We start from the raw sequence: 20,118 nt of genomic DNA, 5'->3' as shown, positions 1-20,118 counted from the left end.
GTGGAACAGCAACTGCCCTCCCGAGCGGGCGAACGGCAGATAACCGAGCTCGTCGAGCACGATCAGGTCGAGCCGCGACAGCTGCGCCGCCAGGGTCCCGCCTTTGCCGATCCGGGTCTCCTCTTCGAGGCGTGTCACCACCGGATCGGCGATGGCGGGCTATGACGGGCATCGCGGCTGGCTCTACTCGGTCGCGGTCCGGCGCAATGCAAAGCGCGCGGGCATCGGCCGGGCGCTGGTTCGACACGCCGAGGACGCGCTGCAGGCGCTCGGCTGCATCAAGGTCAATTTGCAGGTGCGGGCGACGAACGCGGAGGTCGTCCATTTCTACGAACAGCTGGGATATGCGGCAGAGGATCGGATCAGCCTCGGCCGGCGCCTTTCGGTGTCGGGCGAATAGCCGCCGCCACAGGCGCGCGTCCGCAGGTCGCGGGCGCACTTTTTATATCCCCGTTCATCGCCCCGTAACCCGTCGGGTGGTTAAGCGCGCTCGCCCCGTCCCCCTCTCTCCTACGTCTCAAACGTGGGGCGGGGCATCTTCGCCAAGCGATCGCCACCGCAACGACTGCGTGCCGGTTACGGCAACTTCTCGCCCATCGACAGCTGCAGCACCGCATACCATTCGGCGCGCGTCCAGCGCGGCGCGAAGGCTTGCGGGATCTCCCTGATGCGGTCGACATTCTGCGTCCCGACGATCGGGATCGGACGCGCCGGATGCGCCATCACCCAGCTATAGGTTGCCGCCGCCCGCGAGACTCCATAGTCCGCGGCCTTCGCATCGAGCAGCCCGGCGATGGCCCATGTGCGCTTGTCGGCCGGATCGCCGAGCCGGCCGCCGCCGAGCGGCGACCAGGCGAGGAAGGCCATGCCCTCCGCCATCGACTGGTCGAAGATGCCGTCGAAAAGCGGGGCGAGGTGGAGCGGCGAAAATTCGCTCTGGTGGCTGGCTACCGGGACGGGCAGGAACTTGGCGAGCGCGGCGGTTTGCGCCGCGGTGAAATTCGAGACGCCGATCGCGCCGATCTTGCCCGCGCAGTGCGCCTCCTCGAGTGTGCGCGCGACTTCCTGCGGATGGGTGAGCAGGTCGGGACGATGGACCTGCCATAGCTCGACATGGTCGGTGTGCAGGCGCCGGAGCGAATTGTCGATCGCCGACGCCAGATAGGGCGCGCTGCTATCATAGGGCACCCCGGGAATGATCCCGCCCTTGGTCGCAAGCACCATCCGCCCGCGCAGCCCCGGCGCTTCGGCCAAGACCTCTCCGAGCAAGGCCTCTGCCGAGCCGAAGCCGCCCGGCGTATCGGCACCATAGATATCGGCGGTGTCGAAGAGGGTCACCCCTGCCTCGAATGCCGCATCGATCCGCGCACGCGCCGTCGCGACATCGGTGCCCGCAAAACGCCACATGCCCCAGGCTATAGGTAAAATCTCATGTCCGGCCAAAATCACTTTGGCGGGCGCGGGAAGATGGTCCGTCATCGATCAGCGCCCGAGCAGCTTGCGCGCGTTACCCGACCGGATCTTCGCGCGCTCTTCGTCGGTCAGGTCGAGTTTCGCAAAGGCATCGAGCGTCTTCGCCAGCGAGATTTGCGGGAAGTCCGAAGCGATCAGCACATGGTCGACTCCGACGTTACGGATCGTCCACACAAACTCGGCCTCGATCGGCGAATCCGCCGCGAGGATCACGCTCCCCGAAATGTCGAAATAGATATTGTCGGCGAAGAGATTTTCGGCGGTGCGTGCGAGCGCTAGGATGTTCCAGAAACGGAAGCCGAGCCCCCCCATATGGCCGAAGATGAACTTCGTCTTCGGCGCGGCGAGCGCGAGATTGAAGAGCTTCTCATTGTCGCTCGGCACGATGCTCGCATTGTCCATCACCACGACCAGCCCCTTTTCGCCGGCACGCTTCACGAGCGTCAGCACGCGCGGGTCGGCGGCGTCGAATTTTTGCGTGTGGGGGTGAATCTTGAGCAGCCGCACCCCGCGCGCCGCGACGCGGTCGACCTCGGCGAGCGCGGCATCGCCGTCATAGGGATGCACGGTCGCGATTGCGATCATGTCCGGGTTCTTCGCCGCGAGCGCGATCAGCGCGTCGTTGCGCCTCGCTATGTCGCCGGGATTGCCCGCGAGCGCCTGGTTCGGGCCGCCGAACCACATCGCGCCGAACGCGTCGACCGATTGGCCCGCAGCCCTGAGCTGCGCCCGGTACTCGGCGATCGACGCCTCGCCCTTGTGGAGATGGACATGGGTGTCGATGACCGCGTCCTGCGCAAAGGCAGGCGAAACGGACGCCAGCAGGGCGATCGAAAGCAGCAAGGCTCGCATGAGGTCTCCATTGCGTCAGGCCGGAATGTCCCCGACCTGCCACAAAGCGACGCTGCGGCCAATTACCTCAACGGCGAAAGAGGTTCGGGCGGGATCATCTCCCGCCCTCCCCAACGATCATCAGAGCGCCGAACCGCCGAGTTTGTAGGTCAGCTGCAGGAAGACGCTGCGGCCGATGCTGTCGAACCAGCTGGTGTTGTAATAGGGATAGCTCGACCAGGTCGGGTCCTTCACCGGCATCTTGTCGAAGACGTTCCGCACCGTCAGCGACCCGCGCATATGATCGGTGAAATCATATTGCAGCGTCGCGTTGAACAGATAGCTCGCCTTGATGAAGGCATCCTCGTCATAGTTGGGCAGCTTGCCGAGGCGCGTGCCCGACAGGGTGAACTGCACGCCGTCCGACGCCCAGGTGATGCTGCCGTTCGATTTGTCGCGCGGCGTGTAATAGCCGCTGTCCGCCGCCAGTTTGTTTTCGACCGGATCGCCCGTGTACTGGACCAGCGTGTGCTTGAACACATGGCTGTGCGCGAGCGACAAGGTGAAGTCGCCGAAGCTGGTGGGCAGCGTACCGCGGAACGCAACGTCGATACCGCTCGTCTTTTCGCGCGCGACGTTGATCGGGTTGATCGAAATCGATTCGATCTGGTTCATGAGCGCGCCGCTGGCGAAACGCTTGATGCGCGCAAGCGCGGCCTGACAGGTCGGCGAATTGGGATCGAGCGCGGTGTTGTTCGCCCCGTCGGGACGGCAATCGGCCTCGTCGCGCGTCAGTTCGCTGGCACGCAGGTCGTTGACCTGGTTGTCGAGCGATACGCGAAAATAGTCGACCGAGACATGGAAGTTGCGCGACGGCGAAAATACCGCGCCGGCGGTCAGCGTCTTACCGGTTTCGGCCTTGAGTTCGCGGTTGCCGCTGCGCTGCGCGACGATATCGACGTCATAATCCTCGCAGTCGCTGATCCCGGCGCCGGGGGTGTCCTGACGGCAGGTGTAATAGTCGATCACGCTGCTTTCGACATTGCCGGGGCCGGTGAACAGATAATGGAGGTCGGGTGCGCGGAAGGCGGTGCCATAGGCGGCGCGAAACAGCAGGCTGTTCGTCGGGCGCACCTCGATGCCGCCATTATAGGTGAATTTGTCGGCGTGCCGCCCGGCGTAGCCAAAGCGGTCGTAGCGGCCCGCACCCGTCAGCGTGACGAAGTCGAGCACCGGCACGCGCACTTCGCCGCCGATCGCGGCATGGCTGCGCTTGCCCGACCCGTCGCTGTCCTTCCAGCTGTAATAATAGTCGGTCAGCGCGAGCGGATCGGGGCGAAGATTATAGCCCTGCTTGCCATATTCGGCGACGAGCGCGATCCCGACCGGGCCGGCGGGCAGCTGGAACAATTCGCCGTTGGTCAGCGTCGCCTGCGCATTGCTCGTCCAGCTATAGGGGCGATAGACGGTGTCGGCCGAGATGCTGTCATATTCGGCGGGCGTGAGCTGGCGATAGAGGTTGGCCGGATTGGCATTGAACGACGGATAATCGTCGTCGCCAAGCCCGTTCTGCGCGCCGAGGAAAAAGTCCTTGGCCTTCTGGTTGATGATCTGCGGCCAGCGGACGACCGACTGGTAGCGGCTGTAGTTGAACGACGCCTCGTAATTCCAGGCATTGCCGAAATTGCCGCGGATGCCGGGGGTGATGCTATAGGTCGTCTGCTTGCTGCGCTGCATTTCGAACCCGCCGGTTTCCTCCGGCGTGAACTGGCGACCCCAGTCCTCGATCTGCCCCGTAAAGCTGTTGTAGAAATAATTGTCCGAGCTGCTCGACGTTTGCTCGAAGGCCCAGCTCGTCGTGTCGTACATCAGCCGGACCTTGCTGATCCCGAGCTGGGCGTCGACGAACAGTTTGGCATTGTCCGACAGTTCGTAGGTCGCGCTGGCAAAACTGTTGAAGCCCTTGCGGCCCGAAATGATCGTGCCGTAACCGATCGATTCCTTGCTGCCGCAAAAATCGCCGTACCGCGGACGGTTATAGAGCGCGACGGTCCCGAAATTGAGGTTCGACAGCCGCTCGCACGTCCCGGCGTCGGGCGTGATATAATCGTCGTAATAGTCGGCGCGGTAGAAAGTCCGCCGCGCGCTCGCCGTCGAAGCGACCGGACTGTCTTCGGTGCTGTCCTGGATCTTGCGCTGGAAACCCCAGAGCGGCCGCTGGTCAAGATATTCGATCCCGCCCACGATGCTGAACCGGTCGGTCGACCAGCCGCCGGTCGCGGTCACGCGGTGCGACAGGCCGCCGCCATGCTGGGTCCGGCCATGGCGATAGTCGAGCGTGATGCCGTCGAGCTTCTCCTTCATCTTGAAGTTCACGACCCCCGCGATCGCGTCCGAGCCATAGATGGCCGAGGCGGCGCCGCTCAATATTTCGACCTTGTCGATCAGGCTGACGGGTATGTTCGAGATATCGGTGAAGTTGCTGCGCCCGATATAGGGGAGCGGAAAGTCGGCGATGCGGCGGCCGTTGACCAGCACCAGCGTGTGATTGGGGCCGAGCCCGCGCAGGTCGACCTGTTGCGCGCCGGGGGTGAAATCGGCGCTGCTTCCCGACTGCGGGCTTTGCGTTTCGCCGCTGTTCTGCGTCATCGCCGCGAGCAGTTCGGGAACGCTGGTATAGCCGTTGGCGCGGATCGCATCGGAATCGATCGTGGTGACCGGCGACGGCCCCTGATCCTTGATCGTCGGGATGCGCGATCCGGTGACGATGATTTCCTGTTCGCTGCCTTCGGCGGCATCCTGCGCAAAGGCCGGCGCGGCCAGCGCCGGCACGCAAACACCCAGCCCGAGGGCAATCCGAAACGCCCGCTTCCCGAAATTCGTCATCTATCAACCCCTTGTTTCTACCGCAGAGCGACTCGATCCCAAGCGCCGCCCCACCGGATATTTCAGCCTCTCGACCAGAAAACGTCGATAATTTCAATCATAATGGTGAAATGGGAAATCATATTGTCTTTTGGTGCGGTCATTATGTAACATCACGCCTTCTGGGGTCGCAAAAAGGAAGACGGATGCTGCGTTCGATCGTGCGGGGATTTTGGCTGCTGCTCGCGGCAACGGGTCTTGGCCTCGCGCCCGCCGGGGCGAAGGAGGCAAAGGACAAGCCCACTGAACATTATGTCTTCGGCAAATTGAACACGCCGACGCCGGGCCCGGTGTCGGGCGGGCTGCTGCTGATGGGCGGCGGCGACCGCAACATCGACGCGATGAAATGGTTCTTCGGCAAGGCCGGCAACGGCCATATCGTAGTGATCAGCGCATCTTACGGCAAGGAAATCGGCGAGGAATTCTTCCACGATATCCGCGGCATCCAGTCGACCGAAATCTTCGTCTTCCACGCCCGGTCGCAAGCGACGAACAAGAAGATCCTCGACCGGCTGAAAAAGGCCGACGGCATCTTCATCGCGGGCGGCGATCAGGCGCGTTACGTCCGCTACTGGCGCGGGACGCCGGTCGGCGACATCCTCAACGCGCATGTCGCAGCGGGCAAGCCGCTCGCGGGCACCAGCGCCGGCCTCGCGATCCAGGGCGAGAAGCTTTACGGCGCGATGGACGACGGCAGCATCAAAAGCCCCGAAGCGCTCGCCGATCCGTTCGGCCCCGCCAATACGATCGAGGGCGATTTCCTGCATTTCGCGCTGTTGAAGGGCATCGTTACCGACACGCATTTCAAGGAGCGCGAACGGCTCGGCCGCCTGTTCGCTTTCGTCGCCAAGGCGCAGGTCGGGCGCGCCGCCGACCAGCCCGCGATGCTCGGCCTCGGCGTCGACGAAAGTGCGGCGCTCGCGGTCGAACCCGATGGCCGCGCGCGCATCTATGCGACCGAGCCCGACGGCTATGCCTGGGTCGTCGACGGCACCGGCCTCCGCAATCTGGCGCAACGCGGCCCACTCGACGCCCCGCGCGTCAAGGTGACGGGGGTCGGCCCCGGATCGGTGCTTCACCTGCCCTCGGGCCGGGTCGATGCGCCGGTGTTCGTGCGAAATTACGCCGCGCGCGCGGGCGAGATCGTCGAGGTTCCGCGCTGGTCGCTCGCAATTCACGGCGGCGCGGGGGTGATCGAGCGCGGCTCGCTCGCTCCCGAAAAGGAGAAGGCGTATCGCGCCGGACTCGACGAGGCGCTGCGCACGGGCAGCGCGGTGCTCGACAAGGGCGGCGCAGCGCTCGATGCCGTGGCGGCTGCGGTGCGCGTGCTCGAGGATAATCCGCTGTTCAACGCCGGGCGCGGCGCGGTGTTCACCGCCGAGGGCAAGAATGAACTCGACGCCGCGATCATGGACGGCAAGACGCTCAAGGCCGGCGCGGTCGCGGGCGTCACGCGCACGCGCCACCCGATCGACCTCGCGCGCGCGGTGATGGACAAGAGCCCGCACGTCATGCTGGCGCGCGACGGCGCCGACCGCTTTTCGGTCGAGCGCGGGCTCGAACAGGTCGACCCAAGCTGGTTCCGCACCGAGGAACGCTGGCAGGGACTGCTGCGCTGGCGCGAAAAGCAGGTGTCGGCGGTCGACCCGACGCATTTGTTCGGCACCGTCGGCGCGGTCGCGCTCGACGCCGAGGGCAATCTCGCTGCCGCGACCTCGACCGGCGGGATGACCGGAAAACGCTGGGGCCGCATCGGCGATTCGCCGATCATCGGCGCGGGCACCTATGCGAAGAATGGCCAGTGCGCGGTGTCGGCCACCGGGTCGGGCGAATATTTCATCCGCGAAAGCGCAGCACGCCAGGTCTGCGACCGCGTCGCGTGGAAGGGCGAAAGCCTGAAGGACGCCGCGCAAGGTGCGATCATGGCGGTGGGCGCGATCGGCGGCGACGGCGGGCTGATCGCGATGGGTCCCGACGGGCGCCCCGCCTTTGCCATCAACGACCTTGGCATGTATCGTGGCCGGATGAGCGCCGGGGGGACTCCACAAAACGCGATCTTCGCCGACGAAAAGCTGGCCGACTGATGGCGCAATCGGGCGTCAATCTCGACGAGATCGACGAACGCCTGCTCACCCTGCTGCGCGACGATGCGCGGCAGACGATCGCGCAACTCGCCAAGGAACTCGGCATTTCGCGCGGCGCGATCTATTCGCGCCTCGCGCGGCTGGAGGAAGAAAAAATCGTCGCCGGCTATACGGTGCGGCTGGGCAACGCTTTTGCCGCAAGCCGGGTGCGCGCGCATATGATGATCAAGACGCTGCCGCGCTTTCACCGCGAGGTCGAACAGGCGCTCGCGGGCTTTTCGCTGGTACAGGCGATCCATGCGATCAGCGGCGAATATGACATCATTGCGATGCTCGAGGCCGAGGATGGGGCGCAGCTCAACGAACTGATCGACGAGATCGGCCTGCTCGACGGGGTCGAGCGCACCACGACCTCAGTGATCCTCGCGACCAAGGTCGAGCGCTAGGAAACGAGCGCGATCCGGCGGCGCAGCAGGAACAGACCCCCCGCAAGGAGCGCGGTCGGCACCAGCATCAGCGTGAAGGCGGTTTGACCATCGAGATGGGCGAAGATCGCCCCGGTGATGATCGACCCGGTGGTGCCGCCGAGCGCCGAAAAAACGACGACGAGCCCCATCAGCGGCGGGTGCTGGCGATTGGGCATGGCGCTCAGCATCACCGAGATGATCGTCGGATAGACCGGCGCCAGCGCGATACCGATCAGCGGAAAGAGGAACGCCGCGACCGGCGCATCGCCCCAGCTGTGGATCGCCCCGGGGGTGAGACCATCGGCGAGCGGCAGCACGAGGATGATCAGCGCCGCGAGCGCCGCGAGGCAGACGTTCAGCACCGGATACCAGTCGAAGCGCGCCATCACCGCGCCCGCGCCGAAGCGCCCGATCGCGAGGCACCCCGCGAACAGGCTCGCCGCCTGGACGCTCATTTGCGCGGGCAGGTGCAGCACCTCGTTGTTGAAGGTCGGAAGCCAGCTCTGGATCCCCTGCTCGATCAGCACGAACAGGAAGGCGCAGGCGACGAAGACCAGCACCAGCGGCAGCGCCGCGAGCTTGAGCATCGCGACGAACGGCGGCCCTTCGCCGGCCGCCGTTTCCTCGCCCTCATGCGCGCGATGTTCGTCGACCCGCGCGGTAAGCAACAACGCGAGGGCCAGCGCGGTGATTGCGCCGAGCACCCAATAGGCGTTCAGCCAGCGCAGCCCCGTCGGGTCGATAAAGGCGCTGAACACCCAGTAAGAGGAGAGGACGCCGACCATGAACATGCCCTCGATCAGGCTGGTCAGGCTGGCGTGCTTTCGCGGGCTGTCGGTGACGAGGCCGATCATCGAATAGACGACGACCTTGGCGACCGCGAAGGCGACGCCGACCATCGCGAAATGGAGCTGCGCGGCGCCGAAGCTGCCGATCAGTGGCATCACGATGCAGCCGGCGACGGCGAGCAGCAGCGCCCCGATCAGCGCGTTGCGGAGGCCGAGGCGCGGCAGGTAGCTCGCGGTCAGGAACGATACGACCGCGATCGTGATGTCCTTGAAGCCTTCGAGCGTGCTCGCCTCGGGCTTGGTCACGCCAAAGCTGGAAATCGACTGGAGGATCACCGTCCCGACGCTGTTGAGCAGCATCGCGAAGGCGACATAGGTCAGGATCAGTGCTGCGATCAGTCGAGTGCGCGCCATGGGTCAGAACCTGTCTATCGCGCGTTCGAGGCGCCGAAATGGCGAAGAGATCGGCTTCGCGTGGCCGCCGCCGATGGTGGTTTCATCTGCAAGGCCGCGCGGAGGCGAGATCGAAGCCATTTCGGCGTCCCGAAGGGATTTGACCGATTTTGTCCATGGCTGCGTCAGCGAGCCTTGGAATATATTCATATGCCTGCGCCTCGCTTCCTTGCCCTGAACAAAATCGCTTCAAACCTCGATCGCGCGATAGGCAGGTTCTGACCCAACCGTCCTTAGCAGAAAAAAGAGGGGTGGCCGCGAAGAGGCCGCGGCCACCCAAGGGGGGATGTCCCTTCTAGAATTTATACGCCGCGCTGAAGCGGAACGACCGGCCGAGGATCGGGCGGGCGTTGACGACTTCGCCCCCGACCTGCCCCAACGTGCGCGGATCGCCTTCGGTCAGCCCGACCTTGTCGGTCAGATTGTCGGCGGTAACCGCAAAGGTCAGCGCCTTGTTGACGTCGACCGTCACCCCCGCGTCGATCTTGAAATAATGCGGCAGCGACTGGGTGTTCGCGGTGTCGGAGAAGCGGTCGCCGACGTAGCTGAAGGTCGAATAGAGCGAGACCTTGCTGTCGTCGCCGAACTCGATGTCGTACGACGGCGTCACGCGCCACTGCCACTTCGGCTGGCGTTGCACGCGGTTGCCGCTGAGGTCGATCGTCCCGCCGCCCGCAAAGAAGTCGCGGTATTTCGCATCGAGCCAGGTGCCCGAAAAAGCGATGGCGAAATTGTCGATCGGGCGGACCTGTCCTTCGAGTTCGATCCCCGTGCTGCGCGCGCCGCCAATGTCGGCGACGGGCGCGCCGTTCTGGATCACCGTCGTCACCAGACCCTTGAACTTGGTGTGGAACAGCGTGGCATAGAGCGACACCAGGTCGGTGCGGACCTTTACCCCGCCCTCGAAATTGTCGACGCGTGGCGACACGAAAATCCCGTCGCGCAGATTGTCGAAGAAGGGGTTGGTGTTGCCGCGGTTGTAGCGGACATAAGCGCCGACCGACGACGAGAAGTCATAGTTGAGGCCCGCGGTCCACGACCAGGCGCCCTTCTTGTACGCGATATTGCGGAAGGTGCCGTTCAGCACCGCGGTGCCGTTGTTGTAGAGCGTGTTCGGATTGCCGTCGGTATCGACCGAGCTGTTATTCTCGATCGTGCCCGTCGCCTTGTAATTCTGGTAGCGGATGCCCGCATCGAAGCGCAGGTCGGGCGTGATCTGGAACTCGTCAACCGCATAGAAGGCATATTCGCGGCCGTCATAGGCGGCGTTGACGTTGAAGAACGAGCCTTGCGTAAAGCCGTTGCTCGACGCGATCTGGCCGTTGGCAAGCGTCAGGTTGAGCAGGCGGCCATGGTTTTCGGCGGTCAGCAGATGGACGTTGCCGAGGTTCCACTGATCGTCCGACGAGAAGTCCGAATAATAGGCGCCGACGGTGAACTTGTTGTTCCCGCTTTCCCATTCGACCGCGAGGTCGTTGGTGAAATCCTCGATCTGCTTGCGCACGATCCATGTGCCCGCGCGGATCACCTGCGTGGTGCCGGCGACCGCCTGCCCGCCGTTGACATAGGTCAGGCTGCCGACCGTGCTGCCGAGCGAGGCGGCATAGGCGTTCGCGGTCATCGCGGTGCTCGCGGGGACGAGTCCGGTCGTGTCGGCATCGCCCTTGAGATAGCTCGCGCGGTAACGCAGCTGCAGCCCGTCGCCGACCTCATAATCGAAATTGGTGCCGAGATTGATCAGCTTTGCACCGCGGCCGTCGGCAAGGTCGGTGCGCGTGCCGTCGGGCAGCACGGCGAGCCGCGTTTCGGGGCCCGCGAGCACGCCGGTGCCGGGGTCGATATTGCCGAACTGGCGCACCTTGTTGCCGTCGCGGATCACCGGGATCGGCAGCAGCCACTGGCCGCGATCGTTGAGATAGCGCGCAAAGACGAGGATCGAGCCCTTGTCGAGATCGTGGCGGATATTGCCGGTGATCTGGCCGCCCTTTTCGGCGGTGAAGCCGGGGCTGCGGATGCCCTCACCGCTCGAATAATAGCCGCCGACCATGAAGCTCGTATTCTCGCCGAGCGGCCCCGACAGCAGCATGTCGCCGCGCAGGTCGCCATAGTCGGTGACGCTCGCCTTCACGAGCCCTTCGAAATCGCGGCCGCCCTCCTTCTGGACGAAGTTGACGGTGAGGCCGGGCTGGCCGTTGCCGAACAGCGCGCCGGTGCCGCCGCGCACCGCTTCGACGCGCTCGATCGTCTCGTCGATGCGGATCAGCTGGGTGTTTTCGAGGAACGACAAGGTCGGGGGCGAGAAGAAGGGCACACCCTGCACGGTCAGCGTGACGAATTCGGCGTCGCCGCCCGAGGGGTAACCGCGCACGAAGATGTTCGCGCCGTTCTGGCCGCCTGAGCTTTCGGCCGACACGCCCGGAATGACCTTAAACAGGTCGGCGGTGCTGTTCGGCGCAGCGCGATTGATCGCGTCCGCATTGATGCTGGTGATCGCGAACGCCGCGTCCTGACGGTTGATCCCGCCGCCGGCGGTGCCGGTGACGATGATTTCCTCGTTCGCGGGCGCTGCGTCGTCGGGTTGAGGCGCTTCCTGGGCGAAGGCCGTCGCCGGCAGCGCGATCAGCGCAATCGACGACAGCAGATAGGTCCTGTTCAACATGGCAATTCCTCCACGGTTCCTGTTCTGGTTGATCGGCGTCCGCGCGGGGCCGCTGCCTGTTCTGCCGACAGGATCTGGCCGAGCGTGAGATCGCCGATGGCGGGAATGTTGAAGTCGGCATCGGGCAGCGCCTCTTCTGACCCGATGCCAATGGCCACCATGCCCGCCGCATGGATGGCCGAAATTCCCGCCTGCGCATCTTCGATGCCGATACACAGCTCCGGGGCGAGGCCCATGCCGGCGGCACAGGCGAGGAAAATGTCGGGCGCGGGCTTGCCGTGCGCGACGCCGCCCGCGTCGGCGATAAAGTCGAACTGGTCGGATATGCCGAGCAGCCGCACGACATCGCCGGCATTGCGGCTCGCCGACGCGAGCCCGATCCGAAGCCCCGCAGCGCGCAGTCCGGCGAACAGGCGAGTGACGCCCGCAAAAAGATTGGCGGGCGAATAGGCGGCCAGCCGGGCGCGGTAGAGATCATTCTTTTCCGCCAGCATCGCGTCGAAGCGGTCCGTATCGACCGCGGTTCCGGCATGGTCGAGGATCAGCCGCAGCGACCCGGCGCGATCGACGCCCTTCAGCTGCTCGTTGACCGCGCGGTCGAACGCGAAGCCATAGGTGTCGGCGAGCGCCTGCCAAGCCTGATAATGGTCCTCGGCGGTGTCGGTGAGTACGCCGTCGAGGTCGAAGATGACGCCCTTCAGCGTCGGCCGCGGCGCGGTGACCGGATCCGGTCCGATACACAGCGCGCGGCCGTGGTCGACGATGTCGAGCGGCGCCCCCGACAGCAGGCGATAGGTGCAACCCGCGGCATCAACCGCAAGCTCGATCACGCTGCCGCGCCATTGCAGGCGGAAACGATAAGCGTTCCACGCGACGGGAAGCTGCGGCCGGAACGACGGCACCGGACCGTCGAGGCGCAAGCCGCCCCAGCCCTGCGCGAGGACAAGCCAGCTCCCCGCAAGCGCCGCCATGTGGAGACCGTGCGAGGTGTTGCCGTGCCGGTCTTCGAGATCGACGAAGGCGCATTCGCCGAGAAAATCGAGCGCCGCCGTTTCGTCGCCGAGCCGCGCCGCGATGATGGCGAAGGATACCGACGACAGCGTTGAATCATGCGTCGTTACGCGCGCATAATGGTCGAAATTACGCCGCTGCCGCGACAGCGGCATGTCGACGAGGTCCATCGCCATCGCCTGGACGACATTGCCCTGCTTCGCGACCTGATGGCGGAAGAGGATCATCGGGTGATAACGCATCAGCAGCGGGCCATGGCCGTCGCGCGCCGCGAGGCCCGGCAGTTCAGGGCGGCCGAGAAACGCATCGTCCTGCGGATGGACGCCGAGCACCGGATCGACCGGCAACCACATCGCATCGGCTGCCCTCTGCCAATCGGCTATTTCGCTGTCGCCGAGGCCGATCGCACCGGCGAGCGCCGCCAGATCGCCGCGCGTGCGCAGCCACTCCGCCGTCTCCGCCGCATAGGCCAGATGGCGGCGCGCAATCGCGTTGGTGTAGAAATCATTGTCGACGAGCGCCGAATATTCGTCGGGTCCGGTCACGCCATAGACGCAGAAAGCACCGCCGCGCCGCGCGTCGAACGCGCCGATCTCCATCCACATGCGCGCCGTCTCGAACAGCATTTCGGCGGCTTCGGCGCGAAAATCCTCGTCACCCGTCGCCGCGACATGGAGCGCGAGCGCGTAAGCGATGTCGCCATTGATATGATATTGCGCCGACCCCGTCGGATAGTGCGACGAGCATTCGTCGCCCGCGATCGTCCGCCAAGGATAAAGCGCGCCGCGCGCATGGCCGAGCGCGCGGGCGTGCGCGCGCGCTCGGTCGAGCTTGCCGATGCGATAGGCCAGCAAGGTGCGCGCCTTGTCCGGCGCCTGCAACGCGAGCACCGGCAGCATGAAGGTTTCGGCGTCCCAGAAATAATGGCCTTCATAGCCTTCGCCGGTCAGGCCCTTGGCGCCGATGCTGTGGTCCGGATCGCGGCTCGCCGACTGGTGAAGCTGGAACAGGTCGAAGCGCAGCGCCCGCGTCAGGGCATCGTCGCCGTCGATCGCGAGGGCCGCACCGTCCCACAGCGCCTCGACCGCAACGCGCTGGCTTTTAGCAATCGCGTCGAAATCTGTCGGCAGGCCTTCGAACACCGCGAGATCGACCGGGCCGCCGCGGGCGGACGCCAGCGCGACCACCCGGTCGATCGTCAGGGTGCCGCCGGCGACCAGCGCGCCGCGCACGACATGCCCCGCGCCCTCTGCCGCAACTTCGGCGGTGGGCGCGACGACATGCTGGCAATAAGCGAGCTCGACGGCATCCTGCGCGAACCGGGTGACCGTGGACGGGTCGCCCGGCAGGGGGGATGGGATGGTCCAGACCGGCCGCAAGCGGGCCGAGATGCGCGGATCGTCGGCTTCACCGCCACCAGCGCCGGCGCCTTCGATCCCGTAGGTCAGCCGCGCCTCGACCGCGCCGCCGAAATCGAGCGGCCGGATATGGATACGCGACGCGACGCAGGCGCCGCCGCCCAGCGGGACAATACGGTCGACCGCAATTTCGAGCGCGCGGCCATCGGCGAGCCGCCAGCGCGAGAGACGGTGGAGCTGGCCGGTCTCGCAATCGAGCGCGCTTTCGGTATCGACGAGTTCGGCGGCGGCAAAGTCGACGGGCTGACCGTCGATATGAAGGCGCAGCAGCACCGGGCTGGGACACGATACGCGCGTGTCGGTCGCGCTCGCATAGCCGGGAAAGCTTTCATGATAGGCGATCGGCCGGCTGACATAGGCATCGGGCAGATAGGCGCAGGGCCTGTCAGCGCGTTCGTCGATCACCCCTTCGACACCGACCAGTCCGTTGGCGAGCGCAAAGAGCGCCGCAGCCTCTGCACCGGTCGCGGCATCGCCATGACGGACAAGCCGCATCGCTTCGGAAGGATTTTCGATTGTCGCCACGCACCCTCACCCACGGCGAAGGTTGCTTGGCCCTTCGCTCTGCGGCCCGGTTTCCTGCAAAATGGTATCGATGTCAAGATATCGATACTATTTTGCAGGAAACTATTGAAAAGAAAGGAGAAACGATCTTTCCTGCTAGCTGTCGCGGACGATGAGGGCGACCGGCATCGCGCGCGATTCGACCGCTTTGCCGGCGACAAGGTCGAGCACCTTTTGCGCGAGCAACTCGCCCCCGACGCCCCAATCCTGCCGGATGCTCGTCAGCCGCGGCGAAAACAGTGCGGCGCCCGGCGAATCGTCGAAGCCGACCACCGACACATCGTCCGGCACGCGGTGCCCCCTCGCCTGCAACGCCTCGATCGCGCCCATCGCGATCGCGTCGCTGCTGGCGAAAATACCATCGAAGCCGGGTTCGCCATTATCGAGCAACGGCGCGACCGCGTCGCGGCCCGCGGCGAGGGTGAAGGCGCAGGGAATGTTCGCGACCAGCGCGGCGTCCGAACCCGCGAGCCCGGAATGGAAACCATTAAGGCGATCCTCGGCCTCGCCATGCCCGGCATCGCCAAGAAACAACAGCCGCCGCCGCCCGCGCCCCAGCAGATATTCGGCAGCGAGCCGGCCGCCTTCGCGGTTATCGCTGCCGACGACGATCCGTTCGGGCGGACCATGTTCGGCGCCCCAGACCACATAGGGAAGCCCCGTCGCCTCGATCACCGCCGCGGCGTCGTCGTGCACCCCCTGCCCCAGCAGGATCACCCCGTCGGCCGACGGCGGCGCTTCCGAAAACAGGTCGATGGTGGTGAGCACCATATTCTGTCCCGCCGCGGTCAGTTCCTGCAGGATGCCGCCGAGCAGCAGCAGGGGATAGGGCTCGCTCATCAGGCGTTCGTGCGACGGCGTCATTTCGATGACGACCGCGATCGTACGCGTGCGCTGTTGCCGCAAATTGCGCGCCGAGACGTTGAGCCGGTAACCCATGCGCTCGGCGGTTTCGCGGATCAGCGTCCGCGTGCTTTCCTTGACCGTCGACTGGTTCGACAGCGCGCGCGAGACGGTGATTTTCGCGATGCCGAGTTCCTTCGCGACGTCCGCCATCGTCGGGCGCGCATTGCCGCCGCCATTGGAACCCGATCCACTTGCCATCCCCGCCCCTTACCGCGCGGTGTCGATGTTTCACAAGCCGCGAGCGTCAGTTGGTCCAGTAGATATAATCCTGCCCGTCCTTCCACGGCGCGTCGAGCGCCACGTCGATGCGCACCGGCCCTTCGACAAGGCCGGGCCAGATCGGTTTCGCCATATCCTTGTTCTGCGCCTCGATCATCGCGCGCAGCGCGGCGACGCGCTGCGGCTCGCTCGCGGCAAGGTCGTGGCGCTCGGTCGGGTCGGCGGCCAGATTGTAGAGGCGCGCCTTTTCGGGACGCTTCGTTACCTGCAATTTCCAGTCGCCCGCGCGCACCGCGCGATAATCGCCCGAGCGCCAGAACATCGCGGGCCGCTTTGCCGGGCCAGCGAGGATATTCTCGCTGTCGATCGTCCGCCCCTCGGGCAGCTCCGCTCCCGCCGCTGCGGCGATGGTCGAGAAGATGTCGAGATGACCGGTGACGTCGGCGCGGCTGGTCCCCGGCGCGATCCCGCCCGGCCAACGCATGAACAACGGGGTCCGGATCCCGCCTTCGAAGAAGGTCGCCTTCCACCCGCGGAAGGGCGCGTTCAGGTCGGGCATCCCATTGTACCAGGCGCCGCCATTGTCGCTGGTGAAGATGACGAGCGTATTGTCGTCGATGCCCGCTTCTTTCAGCTTTGCCATCACGTCGCCGATGCGCCGGTCGAGCTGCGCGATCATCGCGCCATAGACGCGCGTCTTGTGATCCTTGATCTGCGGATATCGGGCATAGTCAGCCTGGGTCGCCTGAAGCGGCGTGTGCGGCGCGTTGAACGCGAGATACATGAAGAAGGGCCGGTTCTTGTTCGCCTCGATCGCCTCGATCGCCTCGTCGGCGAAATAGTCGGTCATATGCCCCTTGGGGTGGAAACGCTTGCTGCCGTTGAAGGTCACCGCGTGGCGAAGATTGGCCCAGATGAAGCGGTCGATCGGGTCCCATGCCAGCTTGGCGTTGACACTGTCCGGATCATCCTCGGGCAGGAACATCGCGCCGCCGGCAAGGATGGCGAGGCTTTCGTCGAAGCCTTGGCGCTGCGGCTGGAGCTGCGGCGATTCGCCGAGATGCCATTTGCCGATGTGGAGCGTGTGATAGCCCGCGGCCTTCACCGCCTCGGCGATCGTCACCTCGCTCGCAGGGACGCCCATGTCGGGATAGGAGGGGATATCGGGGGTGATCAGATCCTTGTGAAAGATCGCGCGGTGCGGGCCGACACCTTCGCCATGCGCCAGATTCTCGGCAAACTCCACCGGCACCGCGGTAAATTCGAACCCGAAGCGCGTTGGATAGCGTCCCGTCATCATCGCCGCGCGCGATGGCGAACAGGTGGCGTTGGCGGCATAGGCGGTGGTGAAATTGACGCCTTCGCGCGCGAGCGCGTCGATGTTCGGGGTCTTGACGATGCCGCCCGCAACCCCGCCGCCGTTGAGGCTGATATCGTTATAACCGAGGTCGTCGGCGACAATCAGGATGATGTTGGGCGGACGCTTGCCCTCGGGTGCCGCCTGCGGCCCCTGTTGCCAGGCGACCGCGCGGTTCGGCTGCACCGGATCGCGCCAGTCCTGAAGCATGCCGGGTATGCGATATTTATTCGCCTCGAACGCCCAGTAACCGCCGGCCGCAGCCAGTGCCAGCACGCCAAGCGCGACCCACCTTTTCTTCATCTTCATCCCCTATTCCCACGCTGTCGGCGGGCTCAAAACTATTGACACTATATGTGTCACTATATTGGCCAATACGCAAGATTGTTTGACCCCGGCGCCAAGCCGGGCCAGCAGGGGCGCCATGACGACAGGGGTGCGAAAATCGAATGCTGCAAAGGCCGGGCCCGATCGGGTCGACGGCCGGCGCGAACGCGGCCGGTCGAGCTACCGGCGTATCGTCGAAGCGATGATGGAGCTGATCGTCGAAGGCGACCTGTCGCCGAGTGCAGCGCGCGTCGCCGAAGAGGCCGGCATCGGCCTGCGCACCGTATTTCGCCATTTCGACGACATGGACGCACTTTATGCCGAGATCACGCGCACGATCACCGAACGCGTGATGCCGACCGTGCTCGCGCCCTATCCCGACCAGCCGTGGCGCGCCAACATCGGCGAGCTCGTGCGCCGGCGTGTCGAGGTGTTCGAGACGACGCTGCCCTTCCGCCTTGCGGCCAATATCAAGCGCTACCAGTCGCCCTTCCTGATGGGGCAATATAGCCGCGTCGTGATGCTCGAGCGCGAGCTGATCGTCCGCCTGCTCCCCGCGTCGGTCCGCACCGACCGCATCGGCGTCGAGGCACTGTGCGCGGCGTTGTCGTTCCACACCTGGCGCACGCTACGCCACGACCAGAGCCTGTCGCCCGACGAGGCGGGCGCGGTGATGGGGCAGATGGTCGACGCGGTGATGGCGACGATCGTCGAGGGGGCCTGACGACTAAGCCGTGCGGCGCCGACGACGACGCAGGCCCCAGACAAGCCCGGCCAGCAGCACGATAATCCCTCCGGCCCACAGCCCTAGGCGGATCAGGCGCGGCTTACCCTGTTGTTCGAAGGCATAGCGATTGATCTGTTCGTCGGCAGTGTAGCCCGCGGGCATTTCGAGCACCCCGTTCGCTTTCGCATAGGCGCGGTAATCGGCCATCATCGCGGCGAAACGATCGGGCATCGCGCCCGAAAGGTCGCGCGTTTCGCCGGGGTCGGTCTTGAGGTCGTAGAGCCGCCATTTACCGTCGCCGGTCGGCGCGAGGTTGCGCACGAGCTTGTAATCGCCGCGGAACAGCGCGGCATTGCCCGACAGCTCATAACCCAGCGGCATATCGCCATGGACGCTGCCCGGCGCGCCCGTCAACATCGGCACGAGGCTGCGTCCGGTGACCGGCTCGACCGCGCGTCCGCGCCAGCTTCCGCCATGGCCCGACACGCCGGCAAGCTCGGTCAGCGTCGGCAATATGTCGGTCACATGCGCCAGCCCGTCGCTGATACCGCCCGCGCGGACCTCTGCATTGCCGGGCCATGCGATAATCAGCGGGACACGAAGCCCTCCTTCGGTCGCGCTGAACTTATACCCCGACAAAGGCGACGCCGCGGCGCTCGCCCAGCCCGGCCCGATCGCGGCAAAGCTGCCGCGCCGTCCGATGTTCGCGGTCGCGAGGTCATATTGCATGTCGAGGAACAGGCGGTTGCGCCGGCTGCTGAAGGGGTTCGTCGGTTCGGCCCCATTGTCCGACAGGAAGACGAAGATCGTATTGTCGTAATCGCCGGTCGCCTTCAGATGCGCGACGAGCCGCCCGACCTCGCGGTCCATCGCCGTCGCCATGCCGCCATAGGCCTGCATCACGCGCACCGCCGCCGCGCGTTCGTCGGCCGTCAGCTTTTTCCAGTCGGGCGTCGTCGGCATCGTCACCAGCGGCGCGCCCGCGGGCATGACGCCGAGCGCCGCCGCACGTTTCGCCCGCGCTTCGCGCAGCGCGGTCCAGCCGTCGCGGTACATCGCCGAATAACGCGCGATATCGCTGTCGGGCGCCTGTATGGGGATATGGTTGGCGAGGAAATTGACCGAGGCAAGAAAGGGTTTGCCGCTTTTCCGGTCCGCCTCGATATAGTCGATCATCCGCTGCACGACGAAGCGCGACGAATAATAATCCTTGGGCAACGTCGCGGGCTTGCCGTTCTCGGTCCAGTTCGCCTTGTCGTACATGCCCTCGATCGGGCGCTGCTCGAAATTGTCGGCGCCCGCATCGGCAAGGCTGAACGCCCGGTCGTATCCGCGCGCGTGCGGCAACCGCGTGCTGTCGCTGCCCAGATGCCATTTGCCGGTGAGATAGGTGCGATAACCCGCCGCCTTCAAAAGCTCGGCCATCGTCACGACGCGGTGGTTCATCACCGTGTCGTATCCGGGCTTGCCGCGATGTTCGTCGGGGATCGTCTCGGGCATGTTGCCGAGCCCGTTGCGGTGGTTCATCACCCCGGTCAGCAGCATCGCGCGCGTCGGCGAGCACGACCCGGCGACATGGAAGTTCGAAAAGCGCATTCCCGCATTCGCCAGCGCGTCGATATGGGGGGTCGCCATCTCGGACCCGAAGGCGCCGACATCGGAAAAGCCCCAATCGTCGGCGAGCAGGATAACGATGTTGGGATGCCTCGGCGGCGTGCTTTCCACGCGCTGCGCCTGAACGGGAAATGCGGCGATCAACGCGCCGGATATGATGATGGCAGCACGCCGGGACCCGCCTAAGCGACCCGGCATTTAGTGGTCCTCCTGCGCACTGCCATCACTCCCACCCCCTCGGGATATGGCACTTACTATGTCAATATATTCGCGAGTCAATGGGCAGGATATCGCA

At 65.2% G+C, this 20,118-nt stretch carries 13 protein-coding genes and 1 pseudogene; 4 read left to right on the top strand and 10 right to left on the bottom strand.

Going from position 1 to position 20,118, the window contains the following annotated elements:
* Window positions 1-141 (bottom strand): annotated as a pseudogene (locus VGN62_RS11095) (ATP-binding protein); the annotation flags it as partial.
* A 10-nt stretch (window positions 142-151) separates the two neighbouring features.
* Between VGN62_RS11095 and VGN62_RS11090 the strand changes: the two are divergent.
* Entirely contained in the window at window positions 152-400 is a 249-nt protein-coding gene (locus VGN62_RS11090; protein ID WP_327453731.1) for a GNAT family N-acetyltransferase, read from the top strand.
* Window positions 401-576: 176 nt separating this feature from the next.
* On the opposite strand, the gene VGN62_RS11085 is transcribed toward VGN62_RS11090, so the two are convergent.
* From VGN62_RS11085 to VGN62_RS11075, 3 genes are all read right to left on the bottom strand, one after another.
* Entirely contained in the window at window positions 577-1,479 is a 903-nt protein-coding gene (locus VGN62_RS11085; protein ID WP_327453729.1) for an aldo/keto reductase, read from the bottom strand.
* Window positions 1,480-1,482: 3 nt separating this feature from the next.
* Complete coding sequence (locus VGN62_RS11080; RefSeq protein WP_327453727.1) at window positions 1,483-2,325, bottom strand: amidohydrolase family protein; 843 nt, start codon at window positions 2,323-2,325, stop codon at window positions 1,483-1,485.
* Between the two features lie 120 nt (window positions 2,326-2,445).
* A complete protein-coding gene (locus tag VGN62_RS11075; protein ID WP_327453725.1) occupies window positions 2,446-5,190 on the bottom strand; it encodes a TonB-dependent receptor plug domain-containing protein in 2,745 nt (914 codons plus the stop codon).
* A 185-nt stretch (window positions 5,191-5,375) separates the two neighbouring features.
* Between VGN62_RS11075 and VGN62_RS11070 the strand changes: the two genes are divergently transcribed.
* On the top strand, window positions 5,376-7,313 hold the full coding sequence (locus VGN62_RS11070; protein ID WP_327453724.1) for an isoaspartyl peptidase/L-asparaginase: 1,938 nt from the start codon (window positions 5,376-5,378) through the stop codon (window positions 7,311-7,313).
* Window positions 7,313-7,759 carry an Lrp/AsnC family transcriptional regulator gene (locus VGN62_RS11065; protein WP_327453722.1) on the top strand — a complete coding sequence of 149 codons (447 nt, stop codon included), beginning with the start codon at window positions 7,313-7,315 and terminating at the stop codon, window positions 7,757-7,759. Before VGN62_RS11070 ends, VGN62_RS11065 begins: the two co-directional genes overlap by 1 nt.
* Here VGN62_RS11065 and VGN62_RS11060 read toward each other — a convergent pair.
* From VGN62_RS11060 to VGN62_RS11040, 5 genes are all read right to left on the bottom strand, one after another.
* Complete coding sequence (locus VGN62_RS11060) at window positions 7,756-8,982, bottom strand: MFS transporter (RefSeq protein ID WP_327453720.1); 1,227 nt, start codon at window positions 8,980-8,982, stop codon at window positions 7,756-7,758. The genes VGN62_RS11065 and VGN62_RS11060 overlap by 4 nt on opposite strands.
* 334 nt (window positions 8,983-9,316) lie before the next feature.
* Window positions 9,317-11,680, bottom strand: coding sequence for a TonB-dependent siderophore receptor (locus tag VGN62_RS11055; protein ID WP_327453718.1), 2,364 nt, complete (start codon window positions 11,678-11,680; stop codon window positions 9,317-9,319).
* Window positions 11,674-14,634, bottom strand: coding sequence for a beta-phosphoglucomutase (gene pgmB, locus VGN62_RS11050; RefSeq protein ID WP_327453716.1), 2,961 nt, complete (start codon window positions 14,632-14,634; stop codon window positions 11,674-11,676). The genes VGN62_RS11055 and pgmB overlap by 7 nt, the downstream gene beginning before the upstream one ends.
* Window positions 14,635-14,769: 135 nt before the next feature.
* Window positions 14,770-15,777: a substrate-binding domain-containing protein gene (locus VGN62_RS11045; RefSeq protein WP_327453714.1), complete on the bottom strand. Its 1,008-nt coding sequence runs from the start codon at window positions 15,775-15,777 to the stop codon at window positions 14,770-14,772.
* A gap of 46 nt (window positions 15,778-15,823) precedes the next feature.
* Window positions 15,824-17,458 (bottom strand): sulfatase-like hydrolase/transferase, encoded by a 1,635-nt coding sequence (locus VGN62_RS11040; protein WP_327453712.1) that lies wholly within the window; start codon window positions 17,456-17,458, stop codon window positions 15,824-15,826.
* A gap of 121 nt (window positions 17,459-17,579) precedes the next feature.
* Here VGN62_RS11040 and VGN62_RS11035 point away from each other — a divergent pair, with 121 nt between their 5' ends.
* On the top strand, window positions 17,580-18,206 hold the full coding sequence (locus VGN62_RS11035) for a TetR/AcrR family transcriptional regulator (RefSeq protein WP_327453710.1): 627 nt from the start codon (window positions 17,580-17,582) through the stop codon (window positions 18,204-18,206).
* Window positions 18,207-18,209: 3 nt separating this feature from the next.
* Here the strand turns inward: VGN62_RS11035 and VGN62_RS11030 are convergent, their stop codons facing one another.
* Window positions 18,210-19,934, bottom strand: coding sequence for an arylsulfatase (locus VGN62_RS11030; RefSeq protein WP_327453708.1), 1,725 nt, complete (start codon window positions 19,932-19,934; stop codon window positions 18,210-18,212).
* Window positions 19,935-20,118: the final 184 nt, after the last annotated feature.

Origin of the sequence: Sphingopyxis sp., from assembly GCF_035998905.1 — a bacterium.
Classification (GTDB): Bacteria; Pseudomonadota; Alphaproteobacteria; order Sphingomonadales; family Sphingomonadaceae; genus Sphingopyxis.
This window is presented reverse-complemented; position numbering and strand designations above follow the sequence as displayed.